The sequence below is a fragment of the Fluviispira sanaruensis genome (assembly GCF_004295685.1).
Taxonomy (GTDB): domain Bacteria; phylum Bdellovibrionota_B; class Oligoflexia; order Silvanigrellales; family Silvanigrellaceae; genus Silvanigrella; species Silvanigrella sanaruensis.
In genome coordinates, this window is sequence record NZ_AP019368.1 from 1,464,899 (window position 1) to 1,481,294 (window position 16,396).

Sequence of the window (16,396 nt, forward strand, 5' to 3'; positions counted from 1 at the left end):
TTGGATAAAATATAAAAATACTATTGAAATAGTTATTTTTATTTGACTTATTGTGCTTGATTTTTTGCTGGTACTCAGAATTGACATTTGTATATTTTGTTGAATAAATTTACCATATTTTATATATTTTTTTAAATTTAATTTTCATTTATTAGTGTGCTATATGAGAAAGATATTCCAAGAAGTTATTCCAAAATCAAGAGCTCAGTTCAGAGCTTGGCTCAAAAAAAATCATGAGCAAAAAGAAAGTGTTTGGGTTGTTATCTTTAAAATTTCGAGCGGTAAGTTAAACCTAAGTGCAGTTGATGTTACTGAAGAGGCGTTGTGTTTCGGATGGATTGACAGTATCCCGCGAAAGTTAGATGAGTACAGTTATAAATTACTCGTTTCCCAAAGAAAACCTGCAAGTGTTTGGTCTGCATTGAATAAAAAGCGCGTGAAAGAGTTAATTGCTAAGGGCTTAATGACTAAATATGGACTTGAAAAAATAAATATTGCTAAAAAAAATGGGGCATGGTCTAAGCTCAATGCTTCTGATCGTTTAGAATTACCGAATGATTTGGAAATGCTGCTTAAACGTAACCAGAAGGCGTATAAGTTTTATCAGTCAATGTCTCCTTCATCAAAAAGAGTAGTTCTTGAATGGATTAATGCTGCAAAGACTGAAGAAACTAGAAATAAACGCATTAAAGAAACTGTTCAACTGGCTGCTAAAAGTATTCGAGCAAATCACTATCGTGATTTGCTGAAGATAAAAAAATAATTTTACAATTCATTCGCGTAGCGAATGAGTCTATATAAGGCACCATTATTTATAAATTTATCTGATGATTCTAAAAGTCATAAACAAGTCATCTTCCTTAGTAAGGATTTTAAGATGATTTTGTCTGAAATGAATATTTATATGAAGTTTTATTTCTTGTTTTGCTTTTGGCAATTCTCGGTATTTTTTACTTTTCGATTGCTTTCTTTGTGCAAACCTTTGACATCTTTTTAAATACCGAAGTTTTGCTAATGCATTTTTTCTTAAATTTGGCCGCTCTATCTTTTCACCATTTGAACAAGTAGCAAGAGTTTTAATCCCAATATCTATCCTAATTTCTTTATCATCTTCTCTTGTAATTCCAATTTGTTCACTTTCAAAAGCAACATTTAAATACCAATGTCCGCTTTTATCTTGACAAAATGAGCCTGTTTTTATTTTTGCATCTTCTGGAAGATCTCTTGAGTTCCAAAAAGAAAATTCATTTTTTTGATAAGATATTTTTCCATTATGAATTTTAATTGCGGAAGCTTTAAACGGTATCCATCCTAAAGATCTTTTCCCACGCCAACGCAATAGTGTTTTAAACTGAATCCTGTGTGTGATGTATTCTTCAGAAACAAATTGAACTGTTTGAGAGTGTAATTCTAACTCTTTTGAGCTCCCACTCACAAGATTATTCATCTCAAATTTCGTTAAAAAGTAAGGTATAGAAGCTTTTTCACCCGATTTTTTATTATTTATTAACTTAACGGATTTATTTTTAAGAGCTTCTTTTTGAGTTTGCTTTCAAAAATTCCATACCATATTTACAGAACGAGACATCCGAGAAAGCACTCTATTTGCTCTCCTTAAATCTTTAATTCTGTAGTGATATGTTGTTATAAATTGCTCTTAACTCCATTTACTTAAAAAAGAAGTATACAGAAAATTTACTCATAAAGCCAACTTTCGACAAGCAAAAATTCCTATCGTCTTTTTGCATGCCTCGTCAGGTTTTCAATTCAACCTTGCACCGTTTGGTGCTGCGATCTTTTCAGCTCGCTTATATCCTCGCTCTGAAGAACGAGGTCTTACGCTCGGTGTGATAAATTGTAAATACTTAATAAATAATAAAAATAATGATAAAAAACATGAATTAATGTTTTTCTGTGCAAACAAAGATTGGGAGAAGAAAGAAAAAAGGTGAATTATATAACGAATGAATTATGCGAAAAACTCAGGCCATTGCGTTTTTTCACACAATATTCCCACTAACTCTTCGAGCTTTTCGGCATCATGTCGTGAAAAGCGATCTAAGTTTGGACTATCTATATCCAGAACACCTATAAGATTTTCTTTTGTCCGTTGGTTATTATTTCGGAACAGAGGAATGACAATTTCGGAACGGGAGTCGCTGTCGCAGGCAATGTGGCCTGTGAAATTATGCACATCATCCACTCGCATAGTTTTTAAATGTTTTATGGCTGTGCCACAAACCCCTTTGCCAAAAGCAATACGTGTACAGGCAACTTTTCCTTGGAAAGGGCCGAGAACCAATTCATCCTGTTTTAAAAGATAAAATCCAACCCAATTGATGTCAGATAAAAAGTTATTTAATAGTGAACAGGTATTTGATAAATTTGCGAGCCAATCCTTTTCATAGTTTAGAAAGTTTGTAAACATATTTAGGAATTCGTCGTAATTCATTTCATTTAACGTTAAATCTGTAACCGTTATAAGACTCATGAAAAAAATCCTTTATCTATTTAACATGATAGTGTGTGAATTTTTATTTTATATATATTTTTAAAAATATACAAAAACTAAAAATATTTTTCACCAATCTTTTTTATAATATCTATTGATTTTTTGTCTAGAAAGAATATCTGTAAGATCGATACTGAGAATCATTCTCATTAATGTGATTATTTGGAGCAGATCTATGTATTCGATTAAATTGATAAAAAAAAATCAAAGAAGCACTAGCGTTTAGAATAATTAAAATAAAGTAAAAATTTAAATGAATGAGGCAATATATGGATAGAAATCATGCCAAAAGAACAATATTAAGTAAGCTATTTCAAGCTTTCGTGCGTGAAACTATTTTACAAAAAGAAAATATGAAAGTCTGTAAAATCGATAATAGCATTGAAATTAATTTAACTAATAATGAGAAACTTATCGCATTGATCGATTCTTTTGATTCCTTCGAACGTTTCGATCTCCTCAGTGATATCCAGTATATTTCACAGCATGGTGTGCAAAATATAAATCACCCGCTTGAGTTCCTTGCATTGGTGAAAAAAGATTTAACAAATGAGCATAATATTTCTGAAGAAAATTTTGCTCATTTCTGTAATGAAATTGAAAATAGTTTGACAAATCTTATTTTAGCAGAAATATCTTATGAACTTATTAAAAATGAATATCAAAAATCTACAAACGAAACTGATGTGAAGTCATCCATTGAGTGGATTCAATTACAAAAAAGTGAGAATAAACAATTTAGTTCACTCTCATTTTATGAGCAATGCGTTATACAGGGGCACCCTTTGCATCCAAGTGCAAAAACAAAAATAGGTTTTGATATCGATGAATTAATGACTTATTCACCAGAGTGGCGCAACATAGTTTACCTCGAAATCATGGCAGTTAAAAAATCACATTGCAAAGTAACATTACTGGAAGGATATTCATTTTCTGATCTATTATTTAAAGAGTACCCTGATTTTTCAGAAAAAATAAAAGCAGAGCTGGCAGCAAAAGGACTCGATTATAGCAATTATGATTTTATTCCAGTGCATCCTTGGCAGCGCAAACACTCAATCCTACCTAAATTTAAAAATCAAATTACAGAGAATAAAATCATTCCTCTTATCTCGGTAAGAATTCCATCTCTATCAATGGTTTCTTTGCGTTCATTTGCACCTCTGCAAAGTATTGAGCACAAGCGCCATCATATTAAAACCACAATAAATCTATTAACCCCCAGTGATTTTGGTTTGCTATCTAGTAAAGCTACTGAATATGCCCCACGCATTTCTAAAATGCTTCTATCAATCCAACGAGATTTAAAATCATTTCAGAATGGTCAGTTCAGAATTCAAGCAGAAGTGTCAGGTGTAAGCTATATTGAGTATTCTGATAAATATATTAAAGCTGAAAAAGACGAGTTGAGCGAAAATCTCAGCTGTCTATTAAGAGAGAATCCTGAAAATTATTTAAAAGAAAACGAAATCTGTTTGCCTGCAGCCGCTTTATTAGAAAAGTCACCAATCAATGGTAAAAGTATAATCACTGAATTTATTTGTGAGTATAGTGATAAATATCAGTATCTTTTAATAGATAAAGCCGCAAAGTCTTTTTTTAAGAAATATATTTCTATCGCGATTCCTCCTCTGTTAACTTTATTAAGTCGTTATGGATTAAGTTTATCTGCACATTTACAAAACTGTGTGCCCGTCTTCTCTAAAGGCGAACCAGTCGCGCTTTTTGTCAGAGATTTTTCACAAATTCGAATTAATAAAGAGCGATTAGAAAAGCAAAATTTCACATTAAATTTAGTCAGTGAAGATGCGAATCTATTTTGTAAAAATGCTTGTGCATTGCATAAAAATTTATTTTATTCTTTCTTTCAAAATAATATTGGTGAAATCATTATTGAACTGCAAAAGAATTACTCTATTTCTGAAAAAGAACTATGGGATGAAGTGAAATGCGTATGTCAAGAAACGTTTGCTGAATTAAAAAAAGATCCGCTGATTGAACTTCAGGCCACTGAAGATGAAGAAGATCTCTTTAAAGACACTATCCAAATGAAAGCAATGACCAAAATGCGTTTAAATGGAGGGAAAAGTGAGTATCTTTTTGTAGGAATTCAAAATCCTATGAGTGACGTTGAATAGCTAGAATAAGTTCATCGGGCATTTCAATTGGATACATGTGTGTTCCGTTAGGGATTATAACCCAAGTGAGTTTTGGAAAGAATAACTGCACCCATTTTTTTGCCCACGGAAAGCAAGTGTCGCTTTTTTCACCGACAAAAAAGATCGGACTGACCTTATTACGGAATTTAAAGGGAACTTTTAAAAATCCGAAGGCAGCCATTGCAGGATATTCTTCAAACATAATGCCTTCCCACTTTGGATCATGGATAAGTTGAATTTCGTCCTCTTTTTTTGCAAAACTTCCATTTATATAATCAAGTATGGCTTCATCACTCCATTTTTTCATAAATGAGCTTTTTTTAAATTCATGAAAAGCATTTTCAATGGAAGCAAATTTTAGCTTCCTTTTTTTGACGCGCAGTGAAAGCGGGCTTAAGTGCTTTAACTTTAATAAACTGACAAGACTCCATTTTAGAACTATTTTTGGTGGCAGTATAGGTGGATCCAATAAATAAAGTTTATCCATCTGCAAAGTTTTTGCTGAAAGCAAAGAAACCCAAGCGCCCAGGCTGTGCCCGCCTAAGATCCATATAAGATCGTGAGCCTTTTGTTCTCTTATCTTTTGAAAGAGTTCAATATGATCTTCAATTAATATTTCCCAAATCCATTCAGAGGGCTTGTCCTTAATTAATTTTGCAGGTGCTTCGGTTTTACCGATACCGCGCATGTCATAAGTGACAATGAGCCAATTTAATTGTTCGGCCATTTTTTCGAAGAGTGTACGATAGGTTTGTGCGGGTACGCCATTTGCATGAGCAAAAAAGAGAGCTTTTTCAATTTTTTTATTTTGCGATGGGGTGTATTCATAGATTTGAAAATGAGCACAACTGTATGGAAGCATAAAATCCTCGAAAATAAATAGAAATTTATTTAACTAGCATAATTCATTTTTGTGGGCGAGTCTTTTTTTTTTAATAAAATGAGTTAGTCTTAAATATTGTTTAACAACTTTAAATGCAAAACATCATTTAAAGTCGTGCTTATGGAGTCTGATTTTGCAATTTAGAAAAACTATCGTTTGGCTTAGACGAGATTTACGTTTAGAAGATAATATCGCTTTGAGTAAAGCTTGTGAAATGTCTGAAAATGTTCTTCCGCTGTTCGTTTTTGATTCGAATATTTTGAGTAAAATAAAGAATAAAGAAGATAGAAGAGTCCAGTTTATTTATGAAACTTTGCTTCAATTGAAAGAGGATCTTAATAATAAGGGGAAAGATATATTAATTTTATATGGAAAACCCGAAGTAGAAATCCCAAAAATTGCGATAAATTTAAATGTCGACGCTCTCTTTTGTAATAAAGATTATGAGAATTATGCGTATACGAGAGATCATTCCGTAAAGAAACAACTGCAAGCACACAATATCCAATTCTTTGCATTTAAAGATCAAGTGATTTTTGAAGAAAAAGAAATTTTAAATAAACAAGCTCAGCCCTACCAAGTATTTACTCCCTATAAAAGAGCTTGGTTAGCTATGTATCAAAGGGAAAAGATTAAAGAGGCAAAGTATAAAATTGATAAATTATTTTCATTGCAGAGTCTAAATGGATTCAATTCAACTCTATCCCTTACAGATATTGGTTTTAAAGCAATTCATCTGCAGTTTAAAATCGGGCGAGCGGGAGGTATCGAATGTCTGCAGAATTTTGCAACTAAATTGAGCCATTATCATGAGACGAGGGATCTTTTTGCTGTGGAAGGGACTTCACGACTATCAGTGCATTTGCGCTTTGGTACTTTATCCATTCGAGAACTTTTTCACTTTGCCGAGAAAAATCATTCACAAGGATCTGATATTTGGCAAGCGGAGCTGATTTGGCGAGAATTTTATAAGATGATCCTCTGTCAATTTCCTTATGTAGAAGAACAATGTTTTAAGCAGCAGTGTGTAAATATACAGTGGCATGACAATCCTGAGTATTTTGAAAAGTGGAAAAATGGGATGACTGGTTTTCCCATCATCGATGCCGCAATGCGCCAGTTTAACCAAACAGGTTGGATGCACAATCGATTGCGTATGATTGTAGCATCTTTTTTAACTAAAGATCTCTTATTAGATTATAGAAAAGGCGAAGAATATTTTGCTGATAATTTGATCGATTTTGACTTATCATCCAACAATGGCGGATGGCAGTGGTGTGCGTCAACGGGTTGCGATGCTCAACCTTATTTTAGAGTTTTTAACCCAGCAGCTCAATCCAAGAAATTTGATCCCAGTGGAGCTTTTATCCGTAAATATTGTCCCGAACTAAAATTATTGGATGATAGATATATTCATGAGCCAATAAATTCCCCTGAAAAGGTTTTAACTTCAGCTCAGTGCAGATTAGGAATAGATTATCCCAAACCAATTGTTCAACACGATATTCAGCGTTTAAAAGCAATGAATCTGTTTCATTAAACAAAAGAACATTGTATCCTCAGAATTTTTTTGAGTAAAGGATTTAGCGGTGGATTCAACCCAGAATAATTCTCCAGATTTATGAATTAATCTAAATTTAATTTTTGTCACGATGCCAATTTCTGTGATAAGTTTTCCATGTGTTTCTGAAATTTCATGATTTTCAACTTGCAGGGTGAAATCATATGAAGATTTTCCTATGATTTCTTCGTCTGTAATACCTAAGAAGTTTTTTAGTCCTTCTGATGCAAATAACACTTCACTAAGTATATTCACAATTGAAAACATATCATTTTGTCCAAATGGACATAGAGTATGTATTTCTTTAAAATCAAAATAATTATTGATATTACTCAGAATCATAATAATATCCATCATAAGAGTTAAAAATATTTGTAAAACATAATATTATATTTTGCGTGAAATTATAAAAAGCAGCACTTCGTCAAAATATTCCGAGTAAAATGATTTTGCAAAAGATTCTGTGTAGACATAAACTCCTTTTTTTGAAAGTATCTTCTTTTTAAAACAAAATTCTTCACCAGTATTGTTAAATATGGATATAAGTCTATTGATATGAGAGTCAAAATCATCGGGAGGAAAAAACTCAAATCCAGGTTTTTGCAAAAATTCTTCCGCAGTATAGTCATAAAAAGAAATGCAATTTTTTGACATAAAAATAATTTCACATAATGAATTCCAAATGGAAAGCAGACAGGTGTTGGGGTGAAACCAATTGGGTAAATTAAATTGATCTAATATTTTTTTAAAGTGAATAAATACTTCTTGTTCCATTGCTAATTTTTTCTTTTATTTTAAAAATGAAAATGATACCTATAAAATTTTAATTTTTATAGTAAATCTAGGTCACGATTGTAAATATTTTTTTTACAAATTGTCAAATCATTTTTGCAAAGATAAAAAAAACTAACGCGAAGATTCTGCTGAAAAAATTGGAGAGTTATGCGAAATTGCTCCGAAGGAAAAGGAGTTTTTTGTATTAAATTGAAAAATATATTCATCTTGCTCTACATAACCAAAATTTTGTTTTAGGTAGCGTTCTTGTTTGCTGGGTGAGCTTTTGAGTCGAGCAATTGTCTGTTCGAGTTCTTGATTTTGTATTTCAAGTTCCATATTTGTTTGTACTAATATATTTTTTTCACTTATAAGTTCCATAAAATTAGAAATTCCAGCTTTACCGATGGCTATTGAGCCGATGATAAGCCAAAGAACGACTACGACCACCCATCTTGCAAGTGATTGAAATCTCTTAGAAAAAACTGCAGAGTTGGAGATGGGAGAGGACATTTCTATACCATTCATAGAGTAAATAAAAGTGTTTAACACTGACACACTCTATCTTAGCATGGGGAAAAAAATTTGTTGAGCTTCTTTTGGATTTCTGATGAATTTTTGTCAAGCCAAACACTTATTCTTTAGCAACGGTCTCAGCGGGAAACTGGCTTAAGAATGGAATTGGATAAAGGGATGCGATCTCTATTTGGCCAAGTAAGAGAGCAATGACGCGATCAATTCCTAATGCGTTGCCAGCGCAGGGAGGAAGGCCAAATTGCATTGCATTTTCAAAGATGGAGTCACGCTTGAGTGACGGCCTTTTCTCAGTGGTGTTCTGAAAACGAACTAAAAGATTGTGAGCATCGATCAATTCTAAATACGCGTTGCAAATTTCGACACCAAATAAAAAAGCCTCACAGCGTTCAACATAAGGTTTTTTTATTAAACTATTTTGCACTTTATCTGGCTCAACTTCTTGTGCTGCCAAAGCGCCCATTTGAATAGGATAATGAGTGACAAAACAGACTACTTGTTCCTTTAAATAAGGTTCCACTTTTTCCATAAAGAGCTTATAAAAAAGAGCATCCCAATCATCACTCTCTACAATCGAGAAACTTAGATCTTTTGCTTTAGCATAAAAAATATCTCTGTCTTGTACTTCTGCTAGATTGATATTTATCAGTTTTTTAAATAATTCATCGACTCTAAATTGGGGCCACTGTTTAGGGAGCTCAGTAGTACTACCGATAAAATTTGCTAGAGTTTGCACTAAAGTTTGTGTGTCGTGCATAATTTGTTGGAGCGATGCACCTGCACGATACCATTCAAGCATGATAAATTCTGGTTCATGCTGTAGCGATATTTCACCTTGATTGCGATAAGCACGCGAGAGTTGAAATATTTTAGATGTCCCTTCAGCCATTATTTTTTTCAAGGCGAACTCTGGACTTGTCGGCAATTCAAGTTGCCAAGATTTGCCTCGGTGATCTATATAATCCGTAGTAAAAGTATTTAAATAAACTTCAACTCCTCCGCTCGGAACCAGCGTTGGTGTCTCAACTTGGATAAAACCACGATTGACAAAAAATGCTTTTGTCCGCTCTAAACAGCGATTGCGTTGTTGAATGACTTTCATTCTTTGTGAAGCGGGCGAGGAATAAAAATGTGTATTTTTTTGTCGCTCATTCGAAATTGAATTGTCTGGAAATAAAAATGAGCTGTTGGGAATAGGCGAAGAAATAAAAGCATTTTGCCAAGGGGCAAGGCATGTCGTTTTTTTTATTATTCTCGTGATTTCTATTAAGTAACAGTTGTCCACATATTCATTTAAATTCTGTGGACTATTTCGTTTGATATTACATGAAAATAATATAATGTCCCCAGAATTAATTTCTTCAATAGCGGCTTCTTTGTGCAAGTTTACGGGCCAAATAGTACCCGTTGCATCGCACAATCCCATTTTGTCGTCTAAAAAAAACACTCTTCCCATCGATTGCCTTTGCGTTACGGAGTGAACGCGCCGCAATTCAAAGAGATTTTGCAATAAGAGCGGATTCTTCTTGAAATTCATTTTTTAGTACTTTTTTTTCTAACAGGACTAGGAGATTTACGCGTTGATTTAGGTTTTGTTAGCTTTTTATGTGCAATTTTTGCTTTCTTTTCTTTATTGTCTATTTTTAAATGTAGAGTTTTGTATATTTTTTCAAATACACTCCCTTTTTCAAAGCAAGATTTTTTATCATCCCAATTTCCGGCATGGAAACCCGTTAAAAGCTCGAATGCTTCTTCAGCACGAGATACGGGCCAGATATGGAATTCATTTTTCTCAATTGCTTCTCGTACTTCACGGTTGAGCATAAGGTGTTTTACATTTTGTACTGGAATAATGCAGCCTTGACGACCGTTGAGACCTTGAAGATTGCAGGTTTTAAAGAAGCCTTCAATCTTTTCGTTGACTCCACCAATGGGCTGAATTTCGCCAAATTGATTGACTGATCCAGTTACACCTATTCCTTGATCGATTGGAATATTGGCAATTGTCGATAAAACTAAACACAATTCTGCAAGAGTTGCGCTGTCACCATCGACTCCATTATAATTTTGTTCAAAACAAATTGTCGCCGAAATATTTGCGGGCGATTTTTTGGCAAAGGTTGCATTGAGCCAGCTAGTTAAAATACTGACACCTTTATTGTGTAGCTTACCTGAAAGGGAAGCTTCTCTTTCTATATTTAAAATGCCCGGCTTGCCTTTGTAGGTTCTACAGGTAATACGTGTTGGCACTCCAAAAGAAAGATCCCCTAATGAATAAACAGCGAGGCCATTTATTTCTCCAACTCGCCGTGATGAAGTAGAAATAATAATATCTTTGCGTTTCAACATTTCAATTATGTGATCTTCTATAGCTGCAGAGCGCATATATCGTTCTTCAATCGCTTTTTCAACATCACTGCGCGAAACTTTTTTTGTCTTCCGTTCTTTTGCCATAAAATCGGCTTCAATAGTAATGTCTTTAATTAAACTAAATCGGGTTGTTAATTTATCTTGATCATCTACGATTCTACTGCCAAATTCTATAATTGCTGCTATTCCTGTGTCATCAAATGGCAATAAATTTTCAACTTTTGTACGAGTTGAAATAAATTCAACGTAATCTTCCATGGTTTTATTACTGCGATCCATTTGTGCATCGAAATCAGCTTTTATTTTAAATATTTTATTAAAATCTTCATCATGTTGATACAACATGCGATATATCCAGTCCGATCCGATTAAAATAATTTTTACATTTAATGGAATAGGTTCGGGCCGCAAACCGCTCGTGGCTAAAATACTGTATTGTTCACCTAAATCTTCAATAAATAATTTTTGATTTTTAACAACTCTTTTTAAAGTGTCCCATACTTGTGGAGCACGTAATATATCGAGTGCATTTAAAACAAGGTAACCGCCATTAGCGCGAGCTAAGGAACCCGCTTTTATCATTTTGAAGTCTGTGGTGTAAACACCATATTCAATATTTTTTTCGATTTTACCAAATAAATTATAAAATGTTGGATTGTTTTCGATAATAATCGGTGCGCCCTCGACTTCCGTATTATCAACAAAAACATTTATTCTATATGGCAAATGTGGATCGCCTTTTTTAAGATGGTAAGAACTTGGAGTTGATATTTCTTCTCCTTCTCCTTCCCCTTCTTCTTCATCAGGCAAAAATTCATTTAAATTTTCTAAAAGATGCTTTTTTACATCTTCTAAATACTCTAGCACATTTTTTTGCACTTCATATTCTTTTAAAAATGGAATAAGTGCTTGGCTAACTACATAATCTCCAAGTTCGGATTGCAGCTCTTCCAATTTATTTTTTGTATCATTTTCTATGGAACGTACTTTTCTTGCAAAATCTAAAACTTCAGGTTCTAAAAGATTTCTTTCGCCTTCTATTTTTTCTTTTTGTTCATCGCTTAACTCAGAATAATCTTTTTCACTTAAAGGTTTGCCTTCAATTATCGGTACAGTAACAATACCCATGCGCGTGGATTTGACCCCAAAGTTTTTTATTTTTGCTGTCTTTTCCAATTCACTGAAGAGTTTTGCTTTTTTTTCATTGCTCACATTGACTGTGGAATTCACATTGGTTTCGTATTCTTCGGATTGAAAGGCATCGACGAGCTCAACTGTGAGCTGTTCGACAAGTTCATCCATTTGTTTTTTAAAACGTTTTGCAATTCCTGTTTTCAGTTCCATCGCATGCGGAGATTCAGGATTTTTAAAGTTATAAACGTAAATCCAATCACCTGGTGTGGGGCAATGCGCTGCCGTTTTTTTCAAAAAGGAACGGATGACACTTGTTTTTCCTGTACCCTGTACACCTGCAACATAAATATTGTAACCCGGTTTTTGGATACCAAGGCCTAAATTAATAGCTCGCACAGCTCTCACCTGCGATATAATATCGTAATTTGGTTCTGACTTGGCTTTTTTTTCCGGAGCTGTAGATTGAAAATCACAAAATCTATAAACTTCATCAGAATTGAGTCGGCGAAACCGGAGTGTGGTTTTTTGCAATTTTTGGGCTACTGGAAATTCTTTTTCTCTTTTTGTCAAAATATTTTGCGTAAGTGATGCTTCCGTCTTTTTGTTATTTTTCATTCCGTCCTCTTTCTAATGCAAATATCACACTGCATGCAACGCCAAAGGTTTTTTGATGCGCCTTGTATATGTCGTGGGGCAAAGAATTCAAAGCTTGCAGACAACCTACACGTTTCTGAAGTAGACAATTTGTCAAGTTCACGCAAGCTTGCATGAAAATGGCTTCGGGCAGAAATATATCTCGGCAGTTCTTTTTGCAAATGCACATAGCCATTTTTCAAAATTACACCTTGTTTTGCATGTTCACTCTCTATTTTAGCAAAATTAATGATTTTTTGTTCATCATAGTGCAAAAAAACCTGCTCACAACTTGTGACATTCATTTCAGACGCATCCGCTAGCATTTTTGAAGAAATGACGCATTGCCCACCTCGTAAAGAAATCCAACTCTTTTCTACAAGAGATGTCAGACCTTCTAATACTTTTTTTCGCTTCGTTATGCCAAATGGGAGGGAGGCAAGAACATCTGCAAATGTCAAATGTGCGGCTACTTTGATTATTAAGTAAGATTCGCCAACCCTTGTGTCTTCTAAGGCATTGCATATTCTTAAGCCAGCACAAATTGCTTCTAATTTTTTTAATTTATCTTGTTCTTTTTTTGTTTTTATAACATTTAATAGTTCTGATTTATAAATAAAGCAACTTTCTCCATAATAAATCGGCATAAACTTTATAAACAAAGCACTGAGTTCTAAAAATAATGAGGGCTCTGGAAAAGAAGATTTAAACTGAAATTCTCTTTTAATAGGATCGGAGCCTGTCCAAAGTAACAATCCGCGCGAGGGCTCTCCCCCTCGACCGCCTCGGCCGAGCATTTGAAAAAATTCTTCTATATTACTTGGAAAGCCAAAGACAATTACGAGAAGTATTCCGGAAATATCCACTCCCATGCCAAAAGCAGTTGTGGCACAAATAACGGTTTTTTGTGTTGTATCATGCACATATTGCTCAACACTTCTCCGATCCATTTTCGGTAAGCCTGCATGGTATGCAACAGAGTGTATTTTTAATTTTCTTAATTTTCGCACAGCTTCTTCACAAAGTAAGCGTGATTGAAAATAAACGAGGATTTTTTGTGAAGAAGACTCATTTATTATATTAACTAGTTTTTCCCATTGCTCATCGACAGAAAAAACGCGGTGACTTTCTACAAAAACATTTTCAGCTAAAGGCTTTGATATATATTCAGAGACTTGGATATTTTCAGGAAAAACTCTTTTAATAATGTCTTGTCTGCTGTTTCGTCCTGCGGTTGCTGTGAGGGCAAGTATGCGTGGTGGTTCTAACTTTGTTAATATTTTTCCAATTTCAGAATATTCTGGACGGAAATTATGTCCCCAGTTTACTACACAGTGTGCTTCATCAATAACAGCCATACTTATATTAATTTTTGCGAGAGCATTTAAAAAAGAAGGTAGCACAAAGCGCTCAGGAGAAGCAAAAATAATTTTAGCCTCTCTGTTTCTCATTTTACTCCAGGCAATTTTTCGTTCTTCTTCGGATTGTTCTGATGTAAAAACAACACAGGGGATAGAAGCATCGCTCATGCGTCTTTCTTGATCACGCATAAGAGAAATCAAAGGACTGATAACAAGCACAGTTTCATTGCTAAAAAATAAGGCTGGAAGAGAATATAAAAGAGTTTTGCCAGCGCCTGTCGGAAGTGTTGCAATGACAAATTTTTTTTCAAAAATCTGTGCAAGAACTTCCCGTTGGGCAGGACGTAATTCGGACAGGGAAAAATTTGATTTTGCGAATTCTTCGCATTTTAGGACAAAATCTGTTTGCATAGACCTCACTCATTTCGTACGACTCCTGTTTACGATGGTTTTGCGAAGGAGTACAGTAAATGGGTAAAGTGTTTTTATATCTGATTGAAATGAGTTTAAAAAATGCGTTTTTCTTTTAAAATTATTCTTTTTGTTCTATTCGGAATTGCTGGTGGTGGAGTTGCTGTTTACTTAATATCCAGAGGTGATTCAGTAGAGCAGATTAATACTCAATATAACAACTCTAGAGTTACAGAAATTGATTGGAATCTTTTGCAGCAACTGGATGTGACAACTGGTCTTATCCCAAAAGATTTAAAAGTTATCAATGGTGCTATGATTAAAATTCCTGGATTTATTATTCCCCTCGAAGACAATCAAGATTTTGTCGATGAGTTTTTATTTGTTCCATCTCCAATGGCTTGTATTCATGTTCCACCACCACCACCAAATCAAATTATTCATGTAAAGATGGCTTCAGGAAAAAAAGCAAAAATGTCTTATGGGCCCGTTTGGCTGACAGGAAAATTTATTCTTCTCGAGAATAGCGGAAAGAAAATAAAGGCGTCCTTTGAAATGTTGGGATCACAAACTTTGCCATATATGTGATTGAAAAAAATAATTATATTTAACGATATAAATAAATGGAATACTCAACAAATATATCCCTATAAGAAATAAACTCAATCAAATATGTGTTCGGAAAATATATTAAAATGATCAATAAGCAATTAAAATTGCATAAAAAAATGTAGCTACGATTAAATCAAGATGCGTAATGATACCAATAAAAATACTTCGATCTGAAAGCTCAAAAATGGTTCTAAACATAACAAGTCTTACAAATGGATGAATTGACTGGCTTCTTAAGGATCCAATATCTCGCCAGATACGTACATTTTCAAATTTAAAAATATGATTTTTTGCATAACTTGCAGGGTAATATTGCTTTTGTAAATTGAGTTTTGCAATAAGGGCTTCGTTCCATATACGTAAGAATTTATTAACTATCATAAAAAATAAAATAAAACTTGCAAGATTATATCGCGAAAATGCTGAGCCGAAATAATGATTAATAAGATATAAAAATGATAAGATAACCAACAGACAAAGCAATCGGATCCAGTATTTAGTATAAAACTCGTTTGGTTTTTCTGTGAAATTTTCAACGGGTGAGTGCGGTTTGTGTTTTAATCTGAAATTCCAAAAAAGAGCATCAATAGAACTCCATGCTATTAAATAAAAAGCAATAAGATCTGTACGCAGATATGAGTACCCATTACGATATAAGTAAACAGATAGAAACAAGAGAGATAGAGCCATATAACAGCGAAAATCAGCTTTAGATATTTCATATTTATTATTGATATTTGGTATGGCCAGCTTCTTGATGTTTTTACAGAGTATATCTTTGATAAAATGAGAAGAGAGTTTTTTTTCTAAATGCAAAACGCCGAGTTCAAATTTCCATTTTTTAATATTTGGAATTTGCGCTTGCCATTCTTGAGTTGCTGCGAGACGGACGAATCCTAAGAAGAAACCTATAAGTGATGTAAGCAATAATGAAATATGTAATTTTTCTGTCGTCAATATAAGTAAAGTTATAAATGGGACTTTATCAGCAATTTTTCTTAAAAAATACAAAAAAGTGTTAAATATTTTAAATTGAAAAGGCAATATTAATGAACGCCAGTGTAAATAATTAAATACATACGTTGTAAAGTAAGAAAGCCTGCCAGTGATATAAACAATGATTATGCAGGTAACAACAATACCAAAATATGTTTGTAGGCAGTAGCTACTTAAGAAATTTACACTCATAAACGATTGGTTGAGTTCCATCTGGGCTCTTAATAAGATTTTCATCCCGAGCTAGAGTCACTGTAGGATGATTGTTTTCTTCAAATAATGTGACTCCACAGTGCGGGCATTTTATTTCAACATGACTTTCATTTTTTGTCCCTTCTTCATATACTAAATGAAAACGACGTCGGCACACGGCATTATCAATTAAGCGTTTTTCGTATTTAACATTGCTAGATTGTTGGCTCATATCATTCCTCCATATCGAAAAGGCTAACAGCG

General features: G+C 33.7%; 15 protein-coding genes. 4 read left to right on the forward strand and 11 right to left on the reverse strand.

Going from position 1 to position 16,396, the window contains the following annotated elements; all coding sequences use genetic code 11:
• Positions 1-163 precede the first annotated feature (163 nt).
• Positions 164-763 carry a YdeI/OmpD-associated family protein gene (locus EZS29_RS06290; RefSeq protein WP_130607672.1) on the forward strand — a complete coding sequence of 200 codons (600 nt, stop codon included), beginning with the start codon at positions 164-166 and terminating at the stop codon, positions 761-763.
• Positions 764-820: 57 nt separating this feature from the next.
• Here EZS29_RS06290 and EZS29_RS06295 read toward each other — a convergent pair whose 3' ends face one another.
• A complete protein-coding gene (locus EZS29_RS06295; protein WP_130607675.1) occupies positions 821-1,447 on the reverse strand; it encodes a transposase in 627 nt (208 codons plus the stop codon).
• A gap of 522 nt (positions 1,448-1,969) precedes the next feature.
• Positions 1,970-2,491, reverse strand: coding sequence for a GAF domain-containing protein (locus EZS29_RS06300; protein WP_216678726.1), 522 nt, complete (start codon positions 2,489-2,491; stop codon positions 1,970-1,972).
• A gap of 290 nt (positions 2,492-2,781) precedes the next feature.
• On the opposite strand from EZS29_RS06300, the gene EZS29_RS06305 reads away from it, so the two are divergent.
• Positions 2,782-4,650 carry an IucA/IucC family protein gene (locus EZS29_RS06305; RefSeq protein ID WP_172603810.1) on the forward strand — a complete coding sequence of 623 codons (1,869 nt, stop codon included), beginning with the start codon at positions 2,782-2,784 and terminating at the stop codon, positions 4,648-4,650.
• Here the strand turns inward: EZS29_RS06305 and EZS29_RS06310 are convergent.
• Entirely contained in the window at positions 4,631-5,533 is a 903-nt protein-coding gene (locus EZS29_RS06310; RefSeq protein WP_130607679.1) for an alpha/beta fold hydrolase, read from the reverse strand. The two genes, EZS29_RS06305 and EZS29_RS06310, sit on opposite strands and share 20 nt — an antisense overlap.
• Before the next feature lie 154 nt (positions 5,534-5,687).
• On the opposite strand from EZS29_RS06310, the gene EZS29_RS06315 reads away from it, so the two are divergent.
• The gene (locus tag EZS29_RS06315; RefSeq protein WP_216678727.1) at positions 5,688-7,094 is read left to right on the forward strand and encodes a cryptochrome/photolyase family protein; all 1,407 of its coding nucleotides are present in this window, start codon (positions 5,688-5,690) and stop codon (positions 7,092-7,094) included.
• On the opposite strand, the gene EZS29_RS06320 is transcribed toward EZS29_RS06315, so the two are convergent.
• From EZS29_RS06320 to EZS29_RS06345, 6 genes are all read right to left on the reverse strand, one after another.
• The gene (locus tag EZS29_RS06320) at positions 7,068-7,457 is read right to left on the reverse strand and encodes a PAS domain-containing protein (protein ID WP_172603811.1); all 390 of its coding nucleotides are present in this window, start codon (positions 7,455-7,457) and stop codon (positions 7,068-7,070) included. The two genes, EZS29_RS06315 and EZS29_RS06320, sit on opposite strands and share 27 nt — an antisense overlap.
• A gap of 45 nt (positions 7,458-7,502) precedes the next feature.
• Positions 7,503-7,889 (reverse strand): PAS domain-containing protein, encoded by a 387-nt coding sequence (locus tag EZS29_RS06325; protein WP_130607683.1) that lies wholly within the window; start codon positions 7,887-7,889, stop codon positions 7,503-7,505.
• A gap of 132 nt (positions 7,890-8,021) precedes the next feature.
• On the reverse strand, positions 8,022-8,441 hold the full coding sequence (locus EZS29_RS06330) for an FtsB family cell division protein (protein ID WP_130607685.1): 420 nt from the start codon (positions 8,439-8,441) through the stop codon (positions 8,022-8,024).
• 82 nt (positions 8,442-8,523) lie between these two features.
• Positions 8,524-9,960 (reverse strand): amino acid--tRNA ligase-related protein, encoded by a 1,437-nt coding sequence (locus EZS29_RS06335; RefSeq protein ID WP_130607687.1) that lies wholly within the window; start codon positions 9,958-9,960, stop codon positions 8,524-8,526.
• A complete protein-coding gene (locus EZS29_RS06340) occupies positions 9,957-12,542 on the reverse strand; it encodes a Lon protease family protein (RefSeq protein WP_130607689.1) in 2,586 nt (861 codons plus the stop codon). Before EZS29_RS06340 ends, EZS29_RS06335 begins: the two co-directional genes overlap by 4 nt.
• A complete protein-coding gene (locus EZS29_RS06345; RefSeq protein ID WP_130607691.1) occupies positions 12,539-14,332 on the reverse strand; it encodes a RecQ family ATP-dependent DNA helicase in 1,794 nt (597 codons plus the stop codon). The genes EZS29_RS06340 and EZS29_RS06345 overlap by 4 nt, the downstream gene beginning before the upstream one ends.
• A 102-nt stretch (positions 14,333-14,434) precedes the next feature.
• Here EZS29_RS06345 and EZS29_RS06350 point away from each other — a divergent pair, with 102 nt between their 5' ends.
• Positions 14,435-14,920 carry a DUF3299 domain-containing protein gene (locus EZS29_RS06350; RefSeq protein WP_130607693.1) on the forward strand — a complete coding sequence of 162 codons (486 nt, stop codon included), beginning with the start codon at positions 14,435-14,437 and terminating at the stop codon, positions 14,918-14,920.
• 111 nt (positions 14,921-15,031) lie between these two features.
• Here the strand turns inward: EZS29_RS06350 and EZS29_RS06355 are convergent, their stop codons facing one another.
• Together EZS29_RS06355 and EZS29_RS06360 are read right to left on the reverse strand one after the other, a co-directional pair.
• Positions 15,032-16,153: a hypothetical protein gene (locus EZS29_RS06355; RefSeq protein WP_145987936.1), complete on the reverse strand. Its 1,122-nt coding sequence runs from the start codon at positions 16,151-16,153 to the stop codon at positions 15,032-15,034.
• Positions 16,110-16,364, reverse strand: coding sequence for a hypothetical protein (locus tag EZS29_RS06360; protein WP_130607697.1), 255 nt, complete (start codon positions 16,362-16,364; stop codon positions 16,110-16,112). The genes EZS29_RS06355 and EZS29_RS06360 overlap by 44 nt, the downstream gene beginning before the upstream one ends.
• Between the last annotated feature and the right edge of the window lie 32 nt (positions 16,365-16,396).